At 74.2% G+C, this 23512-nt stretch carries 20 protein-coding genes and 1 pseudogene; 19 read left to right on the top strand and 2 right to left on the bottom strand.

What is annotated here, in order from left to right; all coding sequences use genetic code 11:
• Position 1: 1 nt before the first annotated feature.
• Positions 2-1048 (bottom strand): AAA family ATPase, encoded by a 1047-nt coding sequence (locus tag FXF68_RS19340; protein WP_246178807.1) that lies wholly within the window; start codon positions 1046-1048, stop codon positions 2-4.
• 474 nt (positions 1049-1522) lie between these two features.
• Here FXF68_RS19340 and mraZ point away from each other — a divergent pair, with 474 nt between their 5' ends.
• The 3 genes from mraZ (at position 1523) to ftsL (ending at position 3966) form a co-directional block, all read left to right on the top strand.
• Positions 1523-1954, top strand: coding sequence for a division/cell wall cluster transcriptional repressor MraZ (gene mraZ, locus FXF68_RS19335; protein WP_067885190.1), 432 nt, complete (start codon positions 1523-1525; stop codon positions 1952-1954).
• Positions 1955-2208: 254 nt separating this feature from the next.
• The gene (gene rsmH, locus FXF68_RS19330; RefSeq protein ID WP_148761198.1) at positions 2209-3204 is read left to right on the top strand and encodes a 16S rRNA (cytosine(1402)-N(4))-methyltransferase RsmH; all 996 of its coding nucleotides are present in this window, start codon (positions 2209-2211) and stop codon (positions 3202-3204) included.
• Between the two features lie 72 nt (positions 3205-3276).
• Positions 3277-3966: a cell division protein FtsL gene (ftsL, locus tag FXF68_RS19325; protein WP_148761196.1), complete on the top strand. Its 690-nt coding sequence runs from the start codon at positions 3277-3279 to the stop codon at positions 3964-3966.
• Between the two features lie 213 nt (positions 3967-4179).
• Here the strand turns inward: ftsL and FXF68_RS44785 are convergent.
• A pseudogene (locus tag FXF68_RS44785) lies at positions 4180-4395 on the bottom strand (pentapeptide repeat-containing protein); the annotation flags it as partial.
• Between FXF68_RS44785 and FXF68_RS19320 the strand changes: the two are divergent.
• The 16 genes from FXF68_RS19320 to FXF68_RS19245 all read left to right on the top strand — a co-directional run bounded on the left by FXF68_RS19320 (position 4394) and on the right by FXF68_RS19245 (position 23498).
• On the top strand, positions 4394-6250 hold the full coding sequence (locus tag FXF68_RS19320; RefSeq protein WP_148762327.1) for a peptidoglycan D,D-transpeptidase FtsI family protein: 1857 nt from the start codon (positions 4394-4396) through the stop codon (positions 6248-6250). The pseudogene FXF68_RS44785 and the gene FXF68_RS19320 overlap by 2 nt on opposite strands.
• Before the next feature lie 84 nt (positions 6251-6334).
• Positions 6335-7882: a UDP-N-acetylmuramoyl-L-alanyl-D-glutamate--2,6-diaminopimelate ligase gene (locus FXF68_RS19315; RefSeq protein WP_148761194.1), complete on the top strand. Its 1548-nt coding sequence runs from the start codon at positions 6335-6337 to the stop codon at positions 7880-7882.
• A complete protein-coding gene (locus FXF68_RS19310) occupies positions 7879-9261 on the top strand; it encodes a UDP-N-acetylmuramoyl-tripeptide--D-alanyl-D-alanine ligase (protein ID WP_148761192.1) in 1383 nt (460 codons plus the stop codon). The genes FXF68_RS19315 and FXF68_RS19310 overlap by 4 nt, the downstream gene beginning before the upstream one ends.
• Before the next feature lie 151 nt (positions 9262-9412).
• Entirely contained in the window at positions 9413-10474 is a 1062-nt protein-coding gene (gene mraY / locus FXF68_RS19305) for a phospho-N-acetylmuramoyl-pentapeptide-transferase (protein WP_067885203.1), read from the top strand.
• Entirely contained in the window at positions 10456-12042 is a 1587-nt protein-coding gene (gene murD / locus FXF68_RS19300) for a UDP-N-acetylmuramoyl-L-alanine--D-glutamate ligase (RefSeq protein WP_148761190.1), read from the top strand. Before mraY ends, murD begins: the two co-directional genes overlap by 19 nt.
• 2 nt (positions 12043-12044) lie before the next feature.
• Positions 12045-13298, top strand: coding sequence for a putative lipid II flippase FtsW (ftsW, locus tag FXF68_RS19295; RefSeq protein ID WP_148353201.1), 1254 nt, complete (start codon positions 12045-12047; stop codon positions 13296-13298).
• A gap of 39 nt (positions 13299-13337) precedes the next feature.
• Positions 13338-14432 (top strand): undecaprenyldiphospho-muramoylpentapeptide beta-N-acetylglucosaminyltransferase, encoded by a 1095-nt coding sequence (gene murG / locus FXF68_RS19290; RefSeq protein WP_148761188.1) that lies wholly within the window; start codon positions 13338-13340, stop codon positions 14430-14432.
• Positions 14429-15913 carry a UDP-N-acetylmuramate--L-alanine ligase gene (murC, locus tag FXF68_RS19285; RefSeq protein WP_148761186.1) on the top strand — a complete coding sequence of 495 codons (1485 nt, stop codon included), beginning with the start codon at positions 14429-14431 and terminating at the stop codon, positions 15911-15913. Before murG ends, murC begins: the two co-directional genes overlap by 4 nt.
• Positions 15914-15998: 85 nt before the next feature.
• Complete coding sequence (locus tag FXF68_RS19280; protein ID WP_148761184.1) at positions 15999-16736, top strand: cell division protein FtsQ/DivIB; 738 nt, start codon at positions 15999-16001, stop codon at positions 16734-16736.
• A gap of 518 nt (positions 16737-17254) precedes the next feature.
• Entirely contained in the window at positions 17255-18730 is a 1476-nt protein-coding gene (ftsZ, locus tag FXF68_RS19275; protein ID WP_148761182.1) for a cell division protein FtsZ, read from the top strand.
• Positions 18727-19449, top strand: a complete 723-nt coding sequence (gene pgeF, locus FXF68_RS19270; RefSeq protein WP_148761180.1) for a peptidoglycan editing factor PgeF — start codon at positions 18727-18729, stop codon at positions 19447-19449. The genes ftsZ and pgeF overlap by 4 nt, the downstream gene beginning before the upstream one ends.
• A complete protein-coding gene (locus FXF68_RS19265; protein ID WP_148761177.1) occupies positions 19446-20171 on the top strand; it encodes a YggS family pyridoxal phosphate-dependent enzyme in 726 nt (241 codons plus the stop codon). Before pgeF ends, FXF68_RS19265 begins: the two co-directional genes overlap by 4 nt.
• 104 nt (positions 20172-20275) lie before the next feature.
• A complete protein-coding gene (locus FXF68_RS19260) occupies positions 20276-20812 on the top strand; it encodes a cell division protein SepF (RefSeq protein WP_067885219.1) in 537 nt (178 codons plus the stop codon).
• 21 nt (positions 20813-20833) lie between these two features.
• Positions 20834-21118 (top strand): YggT family protein, encoded by a 285-nt coding sequence (locus FXF68_RS19255; protein WP_148761175.1) that lies wholly within the window; start codon positions 20834-20836, stop codon positions 21116-21118.
• A gap of 49 nt (positions 21119-21167) precedes the next feature.
• Positions 21168-22094, top strand: a complete 927-nt coding sequence (locus tag FXF68_RS19250) for a DivIVA domain-containing protein (protein WP_148353210.1) — start codon at positions 21168-21170, stop codon at positions 22092-22094.
• 129 nt (positions 22095-22223) lie between these two features.
• The gene (locus FXF68_RS19245; RefSeq protein WP_148761173.1) at positions 22224-23498 is read left to right on the top strand and encodes a hypothetical protein; all 1275 of its coding nucleotides are present in this window, start codon (positions 22224-22226) and stop codon (positions 23496-23498) included.
• The last annotated feature ends 14 nt before the right edge of the window (positions 23499-23512 follow it).

The raw sequence follows: 23512 nt of genomic DNA, 5'->3' as shown, positions 1-23512 counted from the left end.
CTCACTTCCCAGGGGACGGAACCGGCAGGCGCTTCACGAGGTCGGTCACGACCTGCTCGGGACGGCGCCGGTCGACCTGCGCCTCCGCGGTCGGCAGCAGCCGGTGCGCGAGGACGGGGACGGCGAGGTCCTGCACGTCGTCGGGGACGACGTAGTCGCGGTCGTCGAGCGCCGCGTACGCCCGCGCGGCCCGCACGAGGTGCAGCGTCGCCCGCGGCGACGCGCCGAGCCGCAGCTCCGGATGCCCGCGGGTGGCGCCGACCAGGTCGATCGCGTACTGCCGCACGGCCTGCGAGACGTGCTGCCTGCGCACCACCTCGATCAGGTCGCGGACGTCGGACGCGTGCGCCACCGGGCTGAGCCGGTCGAGCGGGGACGCCTGCCCGTGCGTGTCGAGCATCTCCATCTCGGCGGCCGGGTCGGGGTAGCCCATCGAGATGCGGGCGGTGAACCGGTCGCGCTGCGCCTCCGGCAGCGGGTAGGTGCCCTCCATCTCGACCGGGTTCTGGGTGGAGATCACCATGAACGGCGGCTCCAGCTCGTAGGTGGTGCCGTCCACCGTGACCTGGCGCTCCTCCATGCACTCCAGCAGCGCCGACTGCGTCTTCGGGGACGCGCGGTTGATCTCGTCCCCGACCACGATGTTGGCGAACACCGGGCCCGGCTTGAACTCGAACTCGCGCATCTCCTGGTTGTAGGCGCTGACCCCGGTGATGTCGCTGGGCAGCAGGTCGGGCGTGAACTGCACGCGCCGCACCGAGCAGTCGACCGAGCGCGCGAGCGCCTTGGCGAGCATCGTCTTGCCGACGCCGGGGACGTCCTCGATCAGCAGGTGCCCCTCGGCCAGCAGCACCGTCAGCGCGAGCCGCACGACCGCGGGCTTGCCCTCGATCACCGACTCGACCGCGTCCCGGATCTTGTTCGCGACCTGGACGAGGCCGTCCAGGCCGGGCCCCGACGCCGCGGGCGGCGGACCGCCCCGCCTGGCAGTGCGGGAGGACGGGGGGTCGGTCTCCATGAACGACTCGCCGTGCGTGCCTACTGCCACCAAACCCTCCTCAACCGTCCGGCCGGGACGTCTGCTCGAAGGCCCCCGAATCGAAGGCCGGCCGCCCCACGGCCGGTGCGGCGCTCCGTGCGCTCGTCCAACCGACAGTACGTCGTCGGCGGCCCCGTCGCGATGTTCATGGTGAACGCGAGCCCATTGTGCTCCACGGGATCGGCCGCCGAACCTCGTGAACCCTCCACTTCGCTCCACGTTCTCTTCGCGCGCTCCCGCCGCGGGCCCCGTTCCGGTCCCCGCGCGAACGGCGGATGAACCATTTCTGGCCGTTTTCCCGGATCGCGGCGCGCGGACGGCGCGCACCGCGCCCCCACCCGGCACCACCCCCTCTGAGCTGGGGATTCGTCGGCAGAATCGGCCTCTGGAACGTGTTTTTCTTGTTGACGGTGGGGAAGAGTGGAGTAGAGTGGGGCGCCGTGGGGCGCGGTAGCGACCCATGCGGCGCGGGAGGTGGGGCCGGTGTTCCTCGGCACCCATTCACCGCGTCTCGACGACAAGGGACGACTGTTCCTGCCGGCGAAGTACCGCGAGGAGCTGTCGGGGGGATTGGTGATCACGAAGGGCCAGGAACGCTGCCTGTACGTCTTCCCCATGGCGGAGTTCCAGCGGATTACCGAGGCTCTGCGTGCGGCACCGGTCACCGAGAAGGCCGTGCGGAGCTACAGCCGGGTCTTCTTCGCCAGCGCGTCCGACGAGGTGCCCGACAAACAGGGCCGCGTCACGATCCCGCCGCCGCTGCGCAAGTACGCGGGGCTCACCCGCGACTGCGCCGTCATCGGAGCCAACACGCGCTTGGAGATCTGGGACGCCCAGGCCTGGGAGACCTACCTGGAGCAGGAGGAGGAGACGTTCTCCGACGTCTCGGAGGAGGTGTTGCCAGGGATCCTCTGAGACACGACTCGTCGGTCCGATGACCGGCAATGGCCCACGTTCGGCCAGGTCTCCAGCCGCTCTCCTAGCCATCTGGCGCAGCTTCCCCGGCGCCAGGCGGCGACCCCCGCGCAACGTCGCGGTGAAACTTCCTCCAGGGCAGCGGATGGGGACCTGGCCGGGCGAGGCCGCCGCCGGGGGGTTCGGAATCGGTCGTCCGGCCGGCGATGCCACGCAGTCCGCGAGCTAGGTGGCAACAGCACTGGGGGTGAACCATGGACGTGGGAGACCACGCGCCCGAGAACCGGGGGCCCGCGAGCGGCCACGTGCCGGTCATGCTCGACCGCGTCCTCGCGATCCTCGCCCCCGCGGCGCTCGCCGTCACCGGCCGCGACCCCGTGTACCTCGACGCCACGCTCGGCATGGGCGGCCACGCCGAGGCCATGCTGCGGGAGGTCCCGCGGCTCCGGCTCATCGGCCTCGACCGCGACACCACGGCGCTGGAGCGATCGGCCCGGCGGCTCGCCCCGTTCGGCGACCGCGTCACGCTCGAGCACGCCGTCTACGACGAGATCCCGGCGGTGCTCCGCCGGCTCGGCGTCCCCGCGGTGGACGCCGTCCTGTTCGACCTCGGCGTCTCCTCCCCGCAGCTCGACGAGGGCGAGCGGGGCTTCGCCTACTCCTACGACGCGCCCCTCGACATGCGGATGGACCGCACCCAGCGGCTCACCGCGGCGGAGGTCGTCAACGGGTACCCGCCCGCGGAGCTCGCCCGCATCCTGCGCGAGTACGGCGAGGAGCGCTTCGCCCAGCGCATCGCGGCGGCGATCGTCCGCGAGCGCGAGCGGGCGCCGCTGGAGTCCACCCGGCGGCTCGCCGACCTGGTGCGCACGTCCATCCCGGCCGCGACCCGCCGCACCGGCGGCAACCCGGCCAAGCGCACGTTCCAGGCGCTGCGCATCGAGGTGAACGGCGAGCTGGAGATCTGGAGCCGGGCGCTGCCCGCCGCGCTGGACGCGCTCCCGGTCGGCGGCCGGGTCGCCGTGCTCAGCTACCACTCCCTGGAGGACCGCCTCACCAAGCGCGTCCTCGCCGCCCAGGCGGCCGACACCACCCCGCCGGACCTGCCCGTCCCGCTGCCCGAACACGAACCGAGGTTCCGGCTTCTGACACGCGGGGCGGAACTGCCGTCCGACGAGGAGACCACGACCAACCCACGGGCCGGATCAGTGCGGCTCCGCGCTGCCGAGCGCGTCCGGGAGGCCCGATGACCGCAGCGAAGCGAGGAGCTTCGGGGCCCCGCCCCGGGGGCCTGGGGGTCGCCCCCAGAAAGGCACGGCGACATGACGACGATTAGTACGCGGCCCGCGAAGGGCAAGGCGAAGCGGGTCCGGCGGACGGCCGCCGAGCCCGCGGCCGTGCGGAACCGGGCCGCCGCCGGCGCCCCCACGACCACGCCCGGCACGACGACCAAGCCCGCCACGACCAAGCCCGCGAAGACGACGACCAAACCCGCCGCCAAGACCGGTCCCAAGACCACGACCAAGCCCGCTACCAAGCCCGCGGCGAAGCGGGCCCCGGCCACGGGAGCGGCGCGGCCGGCGGCGGCGCGGCGGGCCGCGCCGCGCGCGCCGTTCGTGCTGCTCATCGTCGGGCTGCTCGGCGGCGCCCTGGTCAGCCTGCTGCTGCTGAACACCGTCCTCGCGAAGGACGCGTTCACGCTGTCGCGGCTCCAGCAGAGCAACAAGCAGCTCGAACAGCAGCGGCAGGCGTACGAGGCGGACATCGCCCGCGGCGGCTCGCCGGAGGGGCTGTCGAACAAGGCGAAGGCGCTCGGCATGAAGCAGCCCGGCGGGATGGCCTTCTTCAACCCCGACACCGGGCGGGCGGGGGGCGGCACGATCCAGCCCGTCCCGCGCGAGGCCGCCGCGGCGGCGGGCGCGGCGGGCGTCGTCGGCGTGCCCGGGACCGTGGTGCCGGGCGACGGCGTGCCGCCGTCCGTGCTCGCCGGGGCCGGAACCGGAGCGCCGTGAGCGGGCGCGGCGAGGAGCGGGGGGCACGGTGACAAAACGGCCGGGACGCGGGACCCCCGGGCCTCCGCCCGGCCGCGGACGCGGCTCGGACGGCGCGGGACGGCCGGGCGCGAAGGGCAGCGCCGCTCGCCGTCCCGCGCGCAGCGGCATGATCCCCGTGCCCCGCAAGGACGCGCCGCGCAAGGACACGCCCCCCAAGGAAAGGCCCCGCAAGGACGCGCCGCGCAAGGAGACGACGCGCAAGGACACCGCCCGCAATGAGACCGCGCGGAAAGAGACGCCGCGGAAGGAAACAGCGCGGAAGGAAACGGCGCGGAAAGAGACTCCGCGGAAGGACGCTGCGCAAAAGCAGAAGGTGGCGGCGCGTAAGAGCGCGCAGACCGGGCGGGACAAGAAGGCGCCGCAGCGGAAGGCGGCCGCGTCCGGCATGGGCGGGACGGTGCGCGCCGCCCCCGCGCGGCCGAAGGGCGGGGGCGGCGGGCCGCGCGGTCCGCGTCCGGGAGCGGGACGGCGGCCCCCGAGCCGCCCCCCGAAGCCCCGCGTCCCCTTCCACCGGCGCGACCCGCTCAAGCGGCTGAACGTCGGCCTGCTCGTCATCGCGTTCGTGCTGTCGCTGTTCGCGGGACGGCTCGTCCAGCTCCAGACGATCGAGTCCGGCAAGTACACCGCGCAGGCGATGCTGACGCGGCTCCAGCGGATCGAGCTGCCCGCCGTCCGCGGCGACATCACCGACGCGCAGGGCCACCCCCTCGCCATGACGGTGGAGGCGCGGGCGATCACCGCCGACCCGACCCTCATCAAGCCGGAGCGGCGGCAGCAGGTCGTCAACGCGCTGGCGCCGACGCTCGGGCTGAACCCGGCGACCGTGCTGAAGCAGATCAGCAAGCCGCGCACCCGGTTCGTGTACGTGGCGCACGGCGTCCGGCCCGACCAGGCCCGGCTGATCATCTCGTGGGACCTGCCCGGTATCGGGACGCGCCTGGAATACCGCCGCGAATACCCCAACGATTCACTGGCCGCGGGCGTCATAGGTTTCGTGAACGACACGGGGAACGGCGCCGCCGGGCTGGAGAGCTCGCTGAACGGCGTGCTCGCCGGGCGCGGGGGCTGGCAGCGGGTCGAGATCAGCCCGGAGGGTCAGCACATCCCGATGGGGGAGGACCAGAAGGTCCCGTCCAAGCCCGGCCACGGCGTGCGGCTCACCCTGCAGCGCGACCTCCAGTTCATGGCGCAGCAGGCGATCGAGAAGCAGGTGCGGGCGACGCGGTCGCAGAGCGGCAGCGTCGTCGTCATGGACCCGCGCACCGGGCGGCTCCTCGCCATGGCGTCCGCGCCCGGCTTCGACCCGAACAGCTACGGCCGGTCCGACCGGCGGCTGTGGGGCAGCCCGCTGGTGCAGGAGGCGTACGAGCCGGGCAGCACCGGCAAGGTCGTCACGGCCGCCGCCGTCATGGAGCACGGCGGCGTCACGCCGCACACGCCTTACACCGTCCCCGACCGGATCAGCAAGTACGACCGCGTGTTCAACGACTCGCACCGCCACGCGCCGGAGCGGCTGACGTTCGCGGGGGTGCTCGCCAAGTCCAGCAACGTCGGCACCATCCTCGCCAGCGAGAGCATCTCCGCGCAGCGGCTCTACCAGACGATGCGCGACTTCGGGTTCGGGCAGAAGACCGGCCTGCCGCTGCCGGGGGAGACGCCCGGCCTGCTGAGCGCGCCCGCGAAGTGGTCCGGCGTCGACCGCTACCCGATCGCGTTCGGGCAGTCGATGTCGGTGAACGCCGTGCAGATGGCGAGCGTGTACGCGACGATCGCGAACGGCGGCGTCCGCGTCGCGCCCACCCTCGTCGAGGGCACCGTGGGCGACGACGACCGGTTCACCCCGGCGCCCGCGCCGCGCCGCGCCCAGGTGATCAGCGCGCGGACGGCCCGGCAGATCAGCGACATGCTGGAGGGCGTCCCGACCGTCGAGGGCACCGCGCCGAAGGCGCAGATCGAGGGCTACCGCGTCGCGGGCAAGACCGGCACCGCCCAGATCGTCAACCCGCGCTGCGGCTGCTACAAGGGCGGCGGCTACACCGCGTCCTTCGCCGGGTTCGCCCCGGCGGACGATCCGCGCCTGGTCGTGCAGGTCGTCCTGCAGAACCCGAAACGGGGCAGCCACTATGGTGGCGATGCGGCGGCCCCCGTCTTCAAGGACGTGATGAGCTTCGCGCTTCAGTCCCAGCGGATCCCGCCGACGGGGAGCAGGCCGCCTACCGTCGAGATCTACGCCCGAGACTGACCGCAGCGAGTACTCTCCTCGCCTGTGAGCCCACCACGACCCGTGCATAAACCGTCCCGTTCCGCTCGTACCGAAAGTGACGTCATGCGTCCCACCACCAATCCGGCCCGTCCGCTGACCGGGCTCGCGGCGCTCCTCGGGATCGAGCCGGACGGCTGGGACGACGTGTCCGCGACGGGCATCACCCACGACTCGCGGGCGGTGCGCCCCGGCGACGTGTACGCGGCGCTGCCCGGCGCCCGCGCGCACGGCGCCCAGTTCGCGGCGCAGGCGGCGGAGGCGGGCGCGGTCGCGGTCCTCACCGACCCGGACGGCTACGACCGGGCCGCGGCGACCGGGCTGCCGGTGCTGGCGGTGGCGGACGTCCGGGCCCGGCTCGGCGCCGCCGCGTCCTGGGTGTACGGGGAGCCGGGACACGACCTCACGCTGATCGGCGTCACCGGGACGAGCGGCAAGACCACCACCGTCTTCCTGCTGGAGGCGGGCCTGCGCGCCGCCGGGATCGAGACGGGCCTGGTCGGCGGCGTCGAGATCCGCGTCGGCGGCGACCGGGTGCCGAGCGCGCTGACCACGCCGGAGGCGACCGACCTGCACGCGCTGCTCGCGATGATGCGGGAGCGGGGCGTCGGCGCGGCCGCGATGGAGGTGTCCAGCCACGCGCTGGCGCAGGGGCGGGTCGGCGGAGCCACCTACGAGGTCGCGGTGTTCACGAACCTCTCGCAGGACCACCTCGACTACCACCCGACGATGCAGCACTACTTCCACGCGAAGGCGAAGCTGTTCACGCCGGAGTACTCGCGCGTCGGCGTCGTGAACCTCGACGACCACCACGGCCGCGAGCTGCTGGAGATCGCGACCGTGCCGACGACGACGTTCTCCGCGTCCGGCGACCCGGCGGCCGACTGGCGCGCCGAGGACGTCCGGGTCGGCGCGGACGGCAGCGTGTTCCGCGTCGTCGGCCCCGGCGGCATCGAGGCGGACGGGGCGGTCGGGCTCGCCGGGCCGTTCAACGTCGCGAACGCGCTCGCCGCGATCGTGGCGCTGGTGGAGGCGGGCATCCCGCTGCAGACCGCCGTCCGCGGGGTCGCGTCCCTGCCGGGCGTGCCGGGACGGCTGGAGCGGGTGGACGAGGGCCAGGAGTTCGTCACCCTCGTCGACTACTCGCACAAACCGGGCGCCGTCGAGGCCGTGCTGAACGCGCTGCGCCCCGTCACCGAGGGCGAGCTGACCGTCGTGCTCGGCTGCGGCGGCGACCGCGACCGGGGCAAGCGCCCCCTGATGGGGGAGGCCGCGGCGCTGCTCGCTGACAGGGCGTACTTCACGAGCGACAACCCGAGGTCGGAGGACCCGCTCGCCATCCTCGCCGCTATGGTCGAGGGCGGGCTCAAGGTGCCGCGGTCCGACCGCGCGCACATCGTGGTCGAGCCGGACCGCGCCGCCGCGATCGAGCTGGCCGTGGCCCGGGCGCGCCGCGGCGACGTTCTCGTCGTCGCGGGCAAGGGGCACGAGCAGGGCCAGAACGTCGCGGGCGTGGTGCACCCGTTCGACGACCGCGAGGTCGTCCGGGATGCGCTCCGCCGCCGTTCGAGCCGCCATCCGAGAGGGACAAGAGGGGACGGGACGCAGGCGTGATCCCACTTCCGCTGTCGGCGATCGCGGAGATCACGGGGGGCGGGCGCCACGGGCCCCCGGACGCCGTCGTGCGCGGTCCCGTGGTGATCGACTCCCGCGCGGCCGGGCCGGGGGCGCTGTTCGTCGCGCTGAAGGGCGAGCGCGCGGACGGGCACGACTTCGCGCCCGCCGCGTTCGCCGCCGGTGCGGCGGCGGTGCTCGCGCAGCGCCCGGTGGACGGGCCGTGCGTGGTCGTCGACGACGTCCAGGAGGCGCTCGGGCGGCTCGCCCGCGGCGTCCTCGACCGGCTGCCCGACGTGACCGTCGTCGCGGTCACCGGGTCGGCGGGCAAGACGTCCACGAAGGACCTCATCGGGCTGCTCGCGGAGCGGGCCGGGCCGACGATCTTCCCGCCCGGGTCGTTCAACAACGAGATCGGGCTGCCGCTGACCGTGCTGCGCGCCGACGCGGAGACGCGGCGCCTCGTCCTGGAGATGGGCGCGCGTGGGATCGGTCACATCGCCTACCTGACCGGGATCGCGCGGCCGGACGTGGCGGTGGTGCTGAACGTCGGCACCGCGCACGTCGGCGAGTTCGGCGGCCGGGAGAACATCGCCCGCGCCAAGGGCGAGATCGTCGAGGCGCTGCCGCCGGGCGGCACCGCCGTGCTCAACGCCGACGACCCCCTGGTCGCCGCGATGGCGTCCCGCACCGCCGGGACGGTCGTCACGTTCGGCCGGTCGGCGGACGCGACCGTCCGCGCGGAGGACGAGAGCCTCGACGACCAGGGCCGGCCCCGGTTCACGCTGGTCACGCCGGAGGGGTCCGCGCCGGTGGCGCTGCGGCTGCACGGCGCGCACGCCGTCCCGAACGCGCTCGCCGCGGCGGCCGCCGCGCGCGCGACCGGGATGGGCACGGCGGAGATCGCCGCGGGCCTCGCGGAGGCCGTGCCGGTGAGCCGGTGGCGGATGGAGGTCACCGAGCGGGCCGACGGGGTGACCGTGGTGAACGACGCCTACAACGCGAACCCCGACTCGACGCGCGCCGCGCTGGACGTCCTCGCGCACATGGCCCGGGGCCGCCGCGCGTTCGCCGTCCTGGGCGAGATGGCCGAACTGGGAGACTCGTCCCCGGCCGAGCATGCCAAGATCGGTGAGCACGCCGCGCGGTGCGGGCTCGCCGGGCTCGTCGTCGTCGGCGCGAACGCCGCGCCGATCGCGGACGGAGCGGCGCGGGTGGGGTCATGGACGGGAGAGTGCGTGCAGGTGGATGACGTCGGCGCGGCGGTGACCGCGATCGGCGGGCGGCTCGCGCCGCCGGACGTCGTGCTGGTCAAGGGCTCCCGGGTGGCCGGACTGGAACGGGTCGCCGAAGCGATCCTCGCGGAGGGCGCCCGATGACCGCAGCGAAGCGAGGATCGTCGGGCGGCCGGTCTCGGGGGTCTGGGGGGCGTCCCCCAGAGAAGGACAGCCCGATGACCGCAGCGAAGCGAGGATCGTCGGGCCCCCGGCCCGGGGGTCTGGGGGTCGTCCCCCAGAAGGGCGGCGCCCGATGACCAACATCATCATCGCGGCAGGGGTCGCGCTGATCTTCGTGATGGTCGGGACGCCGGTGTGGATCCGGATCGTCCAGCGGCTCGGCTACGGGCAGATGATCCGCGACGAGGGCCCGGAGGCGCACCTCAACAAGCGCGGCACCCCCACGATGGGCGGGACGGTCTTCATCGTCGGCTCGCTCGTCGGGTACGCCGCCGCGCACCTGTTCACCGGGACCGAGCCGACGATCTCCGGCGTCCTCGTCCTGTTCCTGATGACCGGCCTCGGCCTCGTCGGGTTCGTGGACGACTACATCAAGGTGTTCAAGCAGCGCAGCCTCGGCCTGCGCAGCGGCGCCAAGATGATCGGCATCATCCTCGTCGGGGTGGTGTTCGCGGTCGGCTCGCTGAACTTCCCGAACGGCTACGACATCACCCCCGCCGACCCCCACCTGTCCTTCCTGCGCGACTTCGGCCCCTCGATCGGCCCGTACCTGTTCGTGGTGTGGGCGCTGCTGCTCATCGCGGCCATGTCCAACGGCGTGAACCTCACCGACGGGCTGGACGGCCTCGCCGCGGGCCCGGCCGGGATGGTGCTCGCCGCCTACGTCATCATCGGGAACTGGCAGCTCCGTAACAGCTGCACCGACTTCGCCCTCGCGCCGAACTGCTACAGCGTCCGCGACCCCCTCGACCTCGCGGTCGTCGCCGCGGGCGTGCTCGGCGGCGTGTTCGGCTTCCTGTGGTGGAACGCGCCGCCCGCGAAGATCTTCATGGGCGACACCGGCTCGCTGGCCCTCGGCGGCGTCCTGGTCGGCCTCGCGATCCTCACCCGGACGCAGTTCTTGCTCGCCATCCTGTGCGGGCTGATCGTGATGATCACGCTGTCGGTGATCATCCAGGTCGGCGGGTTCAAGCTGACCAAGAAACGCGTGTTCAAGATGGCCCCGCTGCAGCACCACTTCGAGCTGTCCGGCTGGGCCGAGACGACGATCGTGGTGCGCTTCTGGCTGATGTCCGCGCTGTTCGTCGCGATCGGCATCGGCCTGTTCTACCTGGAATGGATGCCGAAGAAGTGACCGACCGCCCTTCCGCCGGCGGCGCGTCCGCCGGGAGCGCCTTCGCGGGCCGCGCCGTCTGCGTCGCCGGGCTCGGCGTGTCCGGCCGGGCCGCCGCCCGCGTGCTCGCCGCGCACGGCGCCCGCGTCACCGCCGTGGACGCCCGCGACGACGCGGCGCAGCGCGGCCGCACCGCCGAGCTGGAGGCCCTCGGGGTCGACGTGCGGCTCGGCGACGGCGACACCCTGCCCGCGGGCACCGAGCTGGTGGTGACGTCGCCGGGCTGGCGTCCCGACACCCCGCTGCTCGCCGCCGCCGCGGCCGCCGGGATCGAGATCATCGGCGAGGTCGAGCTTGCGTGGCGGCTGCGGCCCGACGGCGGTGACCGCAGCGGAGCGAGGATCACCGCCGACGGCGGCCCGGGGGGTCCGGGGGGTCGTCCCCCCGGAGGGGATGGGCCCGCGCCTTGGCTCGCCATCACCGGGACGGACGGCAAGACCACCGTCGTCCGGATGCTCGCGTCCATGCTCACCGCCGCCGGGTACAAGGCCCTCGCGGTCGGCAACGTCGGGACGCCGATCGTGGAGGCCGTCTCCGAGCCGTACGACGTCCTCGCCGTGGAGCTGTCGAGCTACCAGCTGCACTGGTCGAGCTCGATCCGCCCGTTCGCCGCCGCGGTGCTGAACGTCGCGCCCGACCACCTCGACTGGCACGGCTCGATGGAGGCCTACGTCGCCGCCAAGTCCACGATCTTCGCGGAGGGCTGCGTCGCCGTGTTCAACGCCGACGACGACACGTCCACGGCGCTCGCCGAGCGCGCCGAGGGCGTGGCGCGGCGGGTCGGCTTCACCCTGCGGGTGCCGCGTCCCGGCGAGTTCGGCGTCGTCGAGGAGCTGCTGGTCGACCGCGCCTTCACCGGCGACCCGGGCACCCAGGCCGTGGAGGTGGCCGCGCTCGGCGACGTCCGCCCGTTCGCGCCGCACAACGTCGCGAACGCGCTCGCCGCCGCCGCGCTCGCCCGCGCGTTCGGGGTGCCGGCCGACGCGGTCCGGGACGGGCTGCGCGCGTTCGTCCCCGACCCGCACCGCATCCAGCACGTCGCGGACGTCGCGGGCGTCGCCTACGTCAACGACTCCAAGGCGACGCAGCCGCACGCGGCCGCCGCGTCCCTCGCCGCCTACCGCAACGTCGTGTGGATCGCGGGCGGCCTGCTCAAGGGCCTGGACGTCGACGACCTCGTCCGCTCGTGCGCCGGGCGGCTGCGCGGCGCCGTGCTGATGGGGCGCGACCGGCACCGGCTCGCCGAGGCTCTCGCGCGACACGCCCCGGATGTCCCGGTCGTGGACGTCCCCGACACCGACACTGGGGCGATGGACCGCGTCGTGACCGAAGCCTCCGGGCTCGCCCGCCCCGGGGACACCGTGCTGCTCGCGCCCGTCGGGGCGTCCTTCGACATGTTCACCGACTACCCGGCGCGCGGCGACGCGTTCATCGCGGCCGTCGGGCGGCTCGCCGACGCGCGCCGCGCGGCCGGCGGCCCGGTGCGGCCGGGGCCGGGCGGCGCCGCGGCGGCGCGGGACGCGGACTAGCCGTGGCCGCCGCGACCGGGGAGGGGAGCGGCGGACGTCCGGGGCCGCGGGAGCAGGTGGTCGCCGCCGTCGGGCTGCTCGACCGTCCCCTCACGTCCTACTACCTGGTGCTGGGCTGCTCGGTGATGCTGCTCGCGCTGGGGCTGACGATGGTGCTGTCGGCGTCGAGCGTCAAGCAGCTCCAGGAGACCGGGTCGGCGTACACGCTGTTCCAGAAGCAGGCCGTGTGGATGGCGATCGGGCTGCCCGCGATGTGGGTCGCGTCCCGGCTGCCGGTGAAGACGTTCCGCGCGCTGGCCTACCCGCTGCTGCTGCTGTCGGTCGTCGCGCTGGGGCTCGTCCTGATCCCCGGGCTCGGGCGCAGCGCGGGCGGCGCGACCCGCTGGGTCGACCTCGGCCCGGTGCAGATCCAGCCGTCGGAGCTGGCGAAGCTCGCGCTCGTGCTGTGGGGCGCCGACCTGCTCGCCCGCAAGGAGCGGCTCGGGCAGCTCACCGAGTGGCGGCCGCTGCTCGTCCCGCTGATGCCGGGCGCGGGCGCGCTGGTCCTGCTGGTGATGCTGGGCAGCGACCTCGGGACGACCCTCGTCCTGCTCACCATCTTCCTCGGCCTGCTGTGGGTCGTCGGCGCGCCGGGACGCCTGTTCGTCGGCATCGCCGGGCTGGTGTGCCTGCTCGTGTCGATCCTCATCGTCGTCGAGCCGTACCGGATGCAGCGCCTCACCGGGTTCCTCGACCCGTCCGGGAACCAGCTCACGACCAACTACCAGGGCACGCAGGGGCTGTACGCGGTCGCGTCCGGCGGCCTGTTCGGGACGGGCCTCGGCGAGGGCCGCGCCAAGTGGGACTTCCTCCCGCACGCCGAGACCGACTTCATCTTCGCCATCGTCGGGGAGGAGTTCGGCCTGGTCGGGACGCTCGTCGTCCTCGGCCTGTTCGGCCTGCTCGCCTACGCGGGCCTGCGGATCGCCCGCCGGGTGAAGGACCCGTTCACCCGCCTCGCCGCCGCCGGGGCCACCGCCTGGCTGGTCGTGCAGGCGGTCGTGAACATCGGCGCCGTCATCGGCGTGCTGCCCATCACGGGGATCCCGCTCCCGCTCGTGTCCTACGGCGGCTCGGCGCTCATCCCGAGCCTGTTCGCGCTCGGGATGCTGCTCGCGTTCGCGAAGCGCGAGCCCGGCGCGCGGCAGGCACTCTCCGCACGGGGCCCCGGACCGGTCGTGAGGGCTCTAAGCTGGCTGGGTCTGGCACGGCGCTGAATCCCCCCTTCTGAACACGCTGAGGAGTTGTCAACGAGCATGAGGGTTGTCCTGGCCGGCGGCGGCACCGCCGGACACATCGAGCCCGCCCTGGCCCTCGCGGACGCGCTGCGGCGCAACGACCCGAACGTCGGGATCGTCTGCCTCGGCACGGAACGGGGGCTGGAGACCCGGCTCGTCCCGCAGCGGGGCTACGAGCTCGCGCTCATCCCGCCGGTGCCGCTGCCCCGCACGCTGACCCCGCAACTGCTGTCGGTCCCCGGCCGGCTGCGCGGGGCGATCAACGCGGCGGCGGCCGTCCTCGACCAGGCGCGGGCGGACGTGCTGGTTGGGTTCGGCGGCTACGTCGCGACCCCCGGGTACCTCGCCGCGCGCAAGCGCAAGGTGCCGATCATCGTCCACGAGGCGAACCCGAAGCCGGGCCTCGCCAACAAGCTCGGCGCCCGGTTCACCGAGCACGTCGCGGTCTCGCACGCCGACTCCCCGCTGCCGAACGCGACCTTCGTCGGCATCCCGCTGCGCCGCGACATCGCCACGCTCGACCGGCTCGCGACGGGCGACAAGGCGCGGTCCTACTTCGGCCTGCTGCCCGACCTGCCCACCCTGCTGATCTTCGGCGGCTCGCAGGGCGCCCGGTCGCTGAACCAGGCCGCGGTGGCCGCCGCGCCGTACTTCCGGCAGGCGGGCATCCAGGTGCTGCACATCGTCGGGCCGAAGAACACCGAGGAGCCCGAGCCCGCGTCCGGCGGCCCGCAGTACGTCACGATCCCGTACTGCGACCGGATGGACCTCGCCTACGCCGCCGCCGACATGGCCATGTGCCGCGCGGGCGCGATGACCTGCGCGGAGCTGGCCGCGGTCGCGCTGCCCGCGGTGTACGTGCCGCTGCCGATCGGGAACGGCGAGCAGCGGCTGAACGCCGAGCCGATCGTCGCGGGCGGCGGCGGGATGCTCGTCGACAACGCCGACCTGTCGCCCGACTGGATCGCGCGGAACCTGCTGCCCGTGCTCGCCGACCCGGGCCGGGTCGCGGCCATGTCCGAGGCCGCCGGGCGGATGGGCCGCCGGGACGCCGACGTCGCGCTCGCCCGGATGGTGTACGACGTCGTCCACGCGGCGGGCGCCGCCCGATGAGCCTGATCGATCCCCGCGACGCCGATCCCCGCGACGCCGATCCCCGCGACGCCGATCCCCGCGACGCCGATCCCCGCGACGCCGATCCCCGCGACGCGGTGCCCGCCGGCGAGCTCGGCCGGGTCCACTTCATCGCGATCGGGGGCGCGGGGATGTCCGGGATCGCCCGGATCATGCTGCGCCGCGGCATCGCCGTGTCCGGCAGCGACGCCCGTGACTCGGAGCTGCTCGCCCAGCTCGCCGAGCTCGGCGCGAAGGTCTTCGTCGGGCACGACGCCGCGCACGTCGGCGACGCCGACACGGTCGTCGTGTCCACCGCGATCCGCGACTCGAACCCGGAGCTGGTCGCCGCGCGGGAGCGGGGGCTTCGCGTTTTGCACCGTTCCGAGGCGCTGGCCGCGCTGATGGCCGGGCGGCGCGCGGTGACGGTGGCGGGCACCCACGGCAAGACGACCACGACGTCGATGCTCACCGTCGCGCTCCAGCACGCGGGCGCCGACCCGTCCTACTGCATCGGCGGGCAGCTCGTCACCACCGGCCTCGGCGCCGACGAGGGCTCCGACGACGTGTTCGTCGCCGAGGCCGACGAGAGCGACGGCTCGTTCCTGCGGTACTCCCCGCGGATCGCGGTGGTCACCAACGTGGAGGCCGACCACCTCGACAACTACGGCGCGTTCGAGCAGGTCAAGGAGAACTTCGCGGCGTTCGTGGGGCGCGTCGTCCCGGGCGGCGCGCTGGTGGCCGGGGCCGACGACCCCGTCGCCCGCGAACTCGCCGCCGCCGCCCGCGAGCGCGGCCTGACCGTGCTGACCTACGGCGAGGCGGCCGACGCCGACCTGCGGATCACCGGGTTCACCCCGCGCGGCCTCGGCTCGCGCTTCGAGATCGAGGGCCTCGGCGAGGTGCGCCTGGAGGTCCCCGGACGGCACTACGCCCACAACGCCACCGCCGCCGTCGCGGTCGCGCGGCTGCTCGGCCACGGCTTCGACGCGGTCCGCGCGGGCCTCGCGTCCTTCACCGGGTCGATGCGGCGGCTGGAGCGCAAGGGCGAGGCGGGCGGCGTCGAGGTCTTCGACAGCTACGCCCACCACCCGACCGAGCTGACCGCCGACCTGGAGGCCACCCGCGACTACCTGCGCGGGAAGGACGGCGGCGGCCGCCTCGTCGCGGTGTTCCAGCCCCACTTGTACAGCCGCACCCGCTTCTTCGCCGCCGAGTTCGGCGCGGCGCTCGGGCTCGCGGACACCGCCGTCGTCCTCGACGTGTACGGCGCCCGCGAGGACCCGGAGCCCGGCGTGACCGGCGCGCTCGTCGCCGACGCCGTCCCGGGCGGAACCCGCGCGGTGTACGCGCCGGTCCGCGACGAGGTCCCGGCCGTCGCCGCGTCCCTCGCCCGGCCGGGCGACGTCGTCATCACGCTCGGCGCCGGGGACGTGACGCAGCTCGGCCCGCTCATCCTCGACCGGCTCGCGAACGCCTGACCGGCTCGCGAACGCCTGACCCGGGGGACACGCCGGGTCTCGCGCGGTCGGCGGCGTCCGGCGGCGGGGCTGCCAAGCTGAGGCCATGACCGAAACCGGGACGAGCCGACCGGGCGCCGCCGCCCCGGCGGCCGGGCGCCCCCGCCCGAACCGGTGGAAGGCGATCTTCGTCACGCTGCTGGTGCTCGGCGCGCTCGGCCTCGTGGCGTGGGTGCTGCTCGGCTCGCGGCTGCTGGTGGTCCGGCACGTCGAGGTGACGGGGGAGCATCTCGCGTCCCGCGACCGGATCGTCGGCGCGGCCGGGATCGACCTCGGCACGCCGATGGCGCGGCTCAAGACCGGCGCGGTCGCGGAGCGCGTCGAGCGGCTCCGCGAGGTCGAGTCGGCGGACGTGCGGCGGCAGTGGCCGGGGACGGTCCGCATCGTCGTCCGCGAACGGGTGCCCGTCGCCGTGTACGAGCGCGGCGGCCGCTACTACCGGATCGACCGGCACGGCGTCGTCGTGGCCGACGACGAGTCGCGGGTGTCCGGGCTTCCGGTGCTGGCCGTCGCGTCGCCCGGACCGTCCGACCGGGCGACGCTCGCGGCCCTCAGCGTACTGTCCGACCTGCCGGAACGCGTGCGGGAGCGGCTCGGCGAGGTCGCCGCGACCGGCCCGGACGCGGTCACGCTGACGATGGCGGGCGGCCAGACGGTGGTGTGGGGCGGCGCGGAACGGGCAGAAGAGAAGATCCGGCTGCTGGACGCCCTGTGGCGCACCGCGGCGGGACGTGCCGTCCGCACGGTGGACGTCAGCTCACCCGAGATCCTCAAGACGCGGTGACGGGACGCCGCGGCGGGACGCGGTGGGCGGCCGTCCGGACGCGCCGCGTCGTCGCCGGCGGCGGCCCGCGGATCGCCTCGGGTCCCGTCCCGTGTGTCGGGGCGATTCCGGGCGGCCGATGGGGCACGCTGGAACGACGGCCCCGATCGGGCGGGCCGGCGCGTACGAGATGCTGGCAGGGTGCGGACGAGGGGAGGCGACGGCGGCGTGATCGGTGCGGGAACGCCCGGGCAGGGTTCGACAACCAGGGCAAACCCGTGTCCAGTGCGACACGCCGGTGGAGTTCGGGGGAGGTTAGTTGACCCTGGCGGTAAGGCCGCCCTACTGTCCGTATCAGTCCTCAGGTTGACATAACTGTAAGCCTCAAGTTGAGGGTGAGGGTTCGGGGAGGGACCGGTCGTCGCGACCGGGTCACGCTCCGGGCGCGGCCCAGAAGTGCACACAGGTCAGGAAACACCGCGGCGGCACGGTCGGCAGACCGGGCAGGGCGGTCGGAGAGAGCGGAAAGGCCCCTCGTCGTGGCAGCACCGCAGAATTACCTCGCGGTCATCAAGGTCGTCGGCATCGGCGGCGGCGGCGTCAACGCCGTCAACCGGATGATCGAAGAGGGACTCAAGGGCGTCGAGTTCATCGCGATCAACACGGACGCCCAGGCGCTGCTGATGAGTGACGCCGACGTGAAACTGGACGTGGGCCGCGAGCTCACCCGCGGCCTCGGCGCGGGGGCGAACCCCGACGTCGGCCGCAAGGCCGCCGAAGACCACCGCGAGGAGATCGAAGAGGTGCTCAAGGGCGCCGACATGGTCTTCGTCACCGCGGGGGAGGGCGGCGGCACCGGCACCGGCGGCGCGCCCGTGGTCGCCAACATCGCGCGCTCGCTCGGCGCCCTCACGATCGGCGTGGTCACCCGCCCGTTCAGCTTCGAGGGCAAGCGCCGCGCCATGCAGGCCGAGGCCGGCATAGAGACCCTGCGCGACGAGGTCGACACCCTCATCGTCATCCCGAACGACCGGCTGCTGTCGATCTCCGACCGGCAGGTCAGCGTGCTGGACGCCTTCAAGGCCGCCGACCAGGTGCTCCTCTCCGGTGTCCAGGGCATTACCGACCTGATCACCACGCCGGGCCTGATCAACCTCGACTTCGCCGACGTCAAGTCCGTCATGTCCGGCGCCGGATCGGCCCTCATGGGCATCGGCTCCGCGCGCGGCGACGACCGCTCGGTCGCCGCCGCCGAGATGGCGATCTCCAGCCCGCTGCTGGAGGCGAGCATCGACGGCGCGCACGGCGTGCTGCTGTCCATCTCCGGCGGCTCCGACCTCGGCCTGTTCGAGATCAACGAGGCCGCGCAGCTCGTCTCGAACGCGGCGGCGCCGGACGCCAACATCATCTTCGGCGCGGTCATCGACGACGCGCTCGGCGACGAGGTCCGGGTCACCGTGATCGCGGCCGGGTTCGACGAGGGGCGCCCCGCCAAGCCCACCCCCGAACCGGAGGCCAAGCGGCTGCCGCCGCCACCGCGCCCGGCGCCGTCGTCCGCCGGGACGGGCGCGCCGTCCAACCCGATCCCGAGCCGGGTCGGGCGGTCCGACTCCGGCGCGCACCAGACCGTCTCGCAGCAGCCGCCGCACCAGTCGGTCGCGCAGGCCGCCGCGGCGCCGCAGCCCACCGCGCCCGCGCCGCCGCCGCGTCCCGAGAGCGCGCCGCCGCCGTCCGCGCCGGGCCCCGCGCACGGCAAGGGCGACCGGCCCGCCGGGCGCGACGAATCCGCACGTCCGGAGGGCGCGGGGCCGCAGCCCGGCCCGTCCGGCGACTCCGCCGGTCCCGGCGGCGACTCCGGCTCGCGCGCCCCCGCGCCGCGCGCCGCGTCCGAGCAGTCCCCGTCCCGCGTGCACGCGGGCGAGAACGACGGCGGGCCCGCCGCCTCCGGGCAGCGCCGCCGTCCCGTGGTGTTCGACGAGGACGACGACCTCGACGTCCCCGACTTCCTGAAGTGATCACCGCCGTCGCCCTGGGCGACGGCGCCGGCGCCGCCTTCACCGGCCGCGCCGGCGGCGTGAGCACCGCCCCCTACGACTCGCTCAACCTGGGCGGCGCGGTCGGCGACGACCCCGCGGCCGTCCGGGAGAACCGGCGCCGCGCCGCCGCGCTGCTCGGCGCCGACCCCCTGCGCACCGTCTTCATGCGGCAGGTGCACGGCACCGACGTCGCGTTCGCGACGTCCCCCGACCTTCCGGGCCCCGTCGACGCCGTCGTGACGACCGTGCCGGGGCTCGTCCTCGCCGTCCTCGTCGCCGACTGCGCGCCCGTCCTGCTCGCCGACCCCGCCGCCGGGGTCGTCGGCGCCGCGCACTCCGGCCGCCCTGGAACGGCGGCCGGGGTCGTCCCCGCCCTGCTCAAGGCCATGGTCGAGCACGGCGCCGACCCCGCGCGGACCATCGCCGCGATCGGCCCCGCCGCGTGCGGCGCCTGCTACGAGGTGCCCGCCGGGATGCGGGACGAGGTCGCCGCCGCCGTCCCCGCCGCGTACTCGACGACGTCCAAGGGCACGCCGGGCCTCGACATCCGCGCGGGCGTCGCCGAGCAGCTCACCGCCGGGGGCGTGGCCGAGGTGCGCGTCGACCCGCGCTGCACCATCGAGGACCGGGGCCTCTTCTCCTACCGTCGCGAGGGCCGCACCGGCCGCTTCGCCGGATTCGTCTGGCTCAACGGATGACCGCTCCCCGCACCCCGGACGAGCGCCGGGCGGAGCTGGCGGACGCCCTCGCCGCCCTCCGCGCCCGGATCGGCGCCGCCTGCGCCGCTGCCGGCCGCGACGCCGCCGAGCTCACGCTGATCGCGGTCACCAAGACGTTCCCGGCGTCCGACGTGCGGCTGCTCGCCGCGCTCGGCGTGACGGAGGTCGGCGAGAACCGCGACCAGGAGGCCCGCCCGAAGGCCGCCGAATGCGCCGACCTCCCGCTCACCTGGCATTTCGTCGGACGGCTCCAGACGAACAAGGCGCGCGCCGTCGCCGGGTACGCCGACGTGGTCCACTCGGTGGACCGCTCCAGGCTCGTCCGCGCCCTGTCCGACGCCGCCGCCCGCGACGGGCGCGCCATCCGGTGCCTCGTGCAGGTCTCGCTCGATCCGGCCGAGGCGGCGGAGGGCCGCGGCGGCGCCGCGCCGGACGCGGCGCCCGGCCTCGCCGACGAGATCGCGGCCGCGGACGCGCTGGAACTCGGCGGCGTGATGGCCGTCGCCCCGCTCGGCGCCGACCCGCGGCCCGCCTTCACCCGGCTCGCCGAGGTCGCGGCGGAGATCCGGCGGAACCATCCGGACGCCCGGATCGTCTCTGCGGGTATGAGCGGCGATCTGGAACAGGCGATCGCGTGCGGCGCGACACACCTGCGGGTCGGTACGGCGTTGCTCGGCGGCCGACGGGCAATCGTCAGGTAATGTCCCCCGAGTGGTACCTGCCCTGACGCGGGCCGCCACGACGGACAGTCCACCGGCGGCGCCGGACGCGCCCGAAGCCGCCACCACAGGACCTGGAGGGGCGTATGGCCAGCGCGATGCGCAAGATGGCGGTGTACCTCGGCCTTGTGGAGGACGACCGGTACGACGAGAAGTACGGCGACTACGACGAGTACGAGGTCTACGACGAAGAGCCCGACACCGGTCAGGGCCGTCGTCGCGAGGACGAATCCGGCGGTCAGCTTACCCGAGCGGACGAGACCGCGGACCGCGATCGCGACCATCACTCCACGTCCACCATCGAGCGACGCTCCGTCGCGCTGTACGAGTCCGGTACCACCGACCTTGCGCGCATCACTACGCTGCATCCAAGGACCTACAACGAGGCGAGGACCATCGGCGAGCACTTCCGGGAGGGCACGCCCGTGATCATGAACCTGACCGAGATGGTCGACAGCGACGCCAAGCGTCTGGTCGACTTCGCGGCGGGTCTCGTGTTCGGGCTCCATGGGAGCATCGAGCGTGTTACGAACAAGGTGTTCCTGCTGTCGCCCGCGAACGTGGAGGTGACCGCGGAGGACAAGGCCCGGATGGCGGAACGAGGGTTCTTCAACCAGAGCTGAGAGCCACATGCGAGAGTACCCGTGAACATCGTTGGAACCGTGCTGCAGGTGATCCTGTACTTCTTCCTCCTGTTCCTCATCGGGAGGTTGATCCTGGAGGTCCTGCAGTCGTTCGCCCGGCAGTGGAAGCCGAGCGGCGTGGTGCTGGTGATCGCGGAAGCGACATATACGGTCACCGATCCGCCGCTTAAATTCCTCAGGCGCTTCATCCCGCCCATACGACTGGGTAACGTGGCGCTGGACCTCAGCTTCACCGTGCTCATCCTTGTGGTCTGGGTCTTGATCATCTTCGTGCAGAGGCTCTGATCGGATACCGTCCTTCCGGACAGACTCCAAGCGCGCCAAGGAGACGAACATGCCGCTGACACCCGCCGACGTGCGGAACAAGCAGTTCAGTACCACCCGACTGAGGCCGGGGTACGACGAGGAGGAGGTGGACGCCTTCCTCGACGAGGTCGAGGCCGAGCTGGACCGCCTCATCCAGGAGAACGAGGAACTGCGGGCCAAGCTCGCCGAGTGCCTGCGCGGCAAGGTTCCCGCCATGGCCGCCCCGATCGTCGAGCCGAAGCCGGACGTCCAGAAGATCCCCGAGCCGCCGCGCCCCGAGCCGCAGCCGCAGCCCGAGCCGGAGCCCGTGCTCGGCGGCCTCGGCATGGCCTCCGCGCCCACCGGCGAGGACAACATGGACACCGCGGCCCGCGTCCTCGCGCTCGCGCAGCAGACCGCCGACCAGGCGATCGCGGACGCCCGCCGGGAGGCCGACGAGACGCTCGGCCGCGCCCGCCGCGAGGCCGAGGAGATCCTCGGCAAGGCCCGCCGGCAGGCCGACCAGATCGTCAGCGAGGCCCGGTCCCGCGCCGAGGCCCTCGACCGCGACGCGCAGGAGCGGCACCGCCAGGTGATGGGCTCGCTCGTGCAGCAGCGCGAGGAGCTCGAACGCGAGGTCGACAACCTGCGCGCGTTCGAGCGCGAGTACCGCAGCCGCCTGAAGGTCTACCTGGAGGGCCAGCTCCGCGACCTGGAGGCGGGCAGCACCGAGACGGGCGCGTTCGCCGCCGTCCCCGGCGCGGCCCCCGCCCCGGCGCAGCAGACCGCCCCGCAGACCGGCCCGCAGGCCCTCCCGCACGGCGAGAACCGTCCCGCCACGGCGGGCGCGGCGGCCCCGTCCGCGCCCGGCGCGTTCCCGCCGCCGGCCGAGCACGCCGCCCAGCAGGTGCAGCACTCGGCCACCGGCGCCTTCCACAGCGGCGGCGGTGACAACCCGCCGCACGAGAGGCGCTGACGCCCGCGTCCGGACGGTAGTGTGTCCCGATCGCCGCGGACGGCGTGCCCGCCGTCCGCGCGGCGCGGGAAGGCGGCCGGGGCCGGTCGGCTGGGCGGCCGGGCGGCCTGAACGAGTGGGAGAGACCCTGTGATCATCCTGAGTGGCGTCCTAGTGGTCGTGGCGATCGCCCTGCTGGTGGCGGGGATCGTCGCGGGCAACGGAGACAGCGCACAGGTGTTCGGGCTCGACGCGCTCGTGGTGATCTACATATCGATCGCCGTGAGCATCGTGTCCGCGCTGTGCCTGACCATCGGGGTGTTCCTGCGGCGCAAGGAGCTCTTCGGGACGGGCGCGGTCACGCAGCCCTCCCGCAAGGCGCGCAAGGCCGACAAGCCCAAGCGGGCCAAGGGCGGGAAGGCCGTGCCGCCCGCCGCGGCGGCGAACGCGCGGGGCGTCCCCGACGCCAGGGGCCCGGCGGCCGACCCGGACGACGCGGTGGAGATCCCCGCCCCGCCGGCCGACGTCCCCGACGACGCGCTGGTGTTCGTCGTACGCGGGCGCAAGCGCTACCACCTCGACACCTGCCGCCAGCTCGCCGGACGCGAGACCGAGGAGCTCACCTACGCCGAGGCCAAGGAGGAGGGGTTCAGCCCCTGTACCGCCTGCCTGCCCGACACCGCATTGGCGGCGCGCGCCGCGGCGTCGGCACCCGCGTCTTCGGACGCGAGCGGGGCGGCGGGGGACAGGACCCCTTCTCCGAAGCCCGGCACGGCACGCTCCGACGGCGGCCTCGTGGGCCTGGCGAAGCAGCCGCCCTCCCCGCCCTCTCCGCACGCCGCGCCGACCGCGTTCGACACGACGGCCGAACTCCCGCGCGCGGAGCGCCCCGCCGAGCCGGAGCCGCCGCGCGCTCCGGCGAACCCGACCCTCACCGACCTTCCGGTCGCGAGCCTCGCCCCCGCCGAGGAGGCCCCGAGGCCCGCGGAGCGGCCCGAACCCGCCGCGCCCGAGCCGGAGGAAGACTCCGCCCCGGAACCGGCCGCCGAGGCCGAACCGGCGCCGCCGGCCGAGCCCGCCGCGGAGACCTCCACGCCCGCCGAGCCGGAGCCCGAGACGGCCGCCGAAGCGCCGGTCGAGCCCGCGGCCCCGCAGCCGCGTGACTCCGGCGACGCGGACGTCCCGCACGAGGGCGCCCAGACCGATGCCGACGCCGACGCCGCCCCGGCCGAGTCCGAGGGCGACGACCTCCAGGTCCGCATCCTGAGCGGCACCAAGCGCTACCACCGCACCGACTGCGCCCTCATCGAGGACATCGGCGACGAGGCAGACGACCTGGAGTCGCTGTCCCGCGCGGAGGCCAAGTCCCGCGGTTGCACGCCCTGCCTGGTCTGCCAGCCCGACCGCGAACGCGCCCGCGACTGAGCTGTGTTTGCCCA

This window comes from Actinomadura decatromicini, from assembly GCF_008121305.1.
In the GTDB taxonomy this organism is placed as follows: Bacteria; Actinomycetota; Actinomycetes; order Streptosporangiales; family Streptosporangiaceae; genus Spirillospora; species Spirillospora syzygii.
Note: the sequence above shows the minus strand (reverse complement) of the source record. Positions and strands in the feature narration are given on the sequence as shown.

What these genes read in the sequence shown, in the direction of transcription:
- FXF68_RS19315 (WP_148761194.1), top strand. Translation starts at nt 6,335, where the DNA reads ATGCGTCCCACCACCAATCCGGCCCGTCCGCTGACCGGGCTCGCGGCG.
- FXF68_RS19265 (WP_148761177.1), top strand. Translation starts at nt 19,446, where the DNA reads ATGACCGCTCCCCGCACCCCGGACGAGCGCCGGGCGGAGCTGGCGGAC.
- murG (WP_148761188.1), top strand. Translation starts at nt 13,338, where the DNA reads ATGAGGGTTGTCCTGGCCGGCGGCGGCACCGCCGGACACATCGAGCCC.
- rsmH (WP_148761198.1), top strand. Translation starts at nt 2,209, where the DNA reads ATGGACGTGGGAGACCACGCGCCCGAGAACCGGGGGCCCGCGAGCGGC.
- FXF68_RS19320 (WP_148762327.1), top strand. Translation starts at nt 4,394, where the DNA reads ATGGGCGGGACGGTGCGCGCCGCCCCCGCGCGGCCGAAGGGCGGGGGC.
- FXF68_RS19260 (WP_067885219.1), top strand. Translation starts at nt 20,276, where the DNA reads ATGGCCAGCGCGATGCGCAAGATGGCGGTGTACCTCGGCCTTGTGGAG.
- FXF68_RS19250 (WP_148353210.1), top strand. Translation starts at nt 21,168, where the DNA reads ATGCCGCTGACACCCGCCGACGTGCGGAACAAGCAGTTCAGTACCACC.
- murD (WP_148761190.1), top strand. Translation starts at nt 10,456, where the DNA reads ATGGATGCCGAAGAAGTGACCGACCGCCCTTCCGCCGGCGGCGCGTCC.
- mraY (WP_067885203.1), top strand. Translation starts at nt 9,413, where the DNA reads ATGACCAACATCATCATCGCGGCAGGGGTCGCGCTGATCTTCGTGATG.
- murC (WP_148761186.1), top strand. Translation starts at nt 14,429, where the DNA reads ATGAGCCTGATCGATCCCCGCGACGCCGATCCCCGCGACGCCGATCCC.
- ftsL (WP_148761196.1), top strand. Translation starts at nt 3,277, where the DNA reads ATGACGACGATTAGTACGCGGCCCGCGAAGGGCAAGGCGAAGCGGGTC.
- FXF68_RS19280 (WP_148761184.1), top strand. Translation starts at nt 15,999, where the DNA reads ATGACCGAAACCGGGACGAGCCGACCGGGCGCCGCCGCCCCGGCGGCC.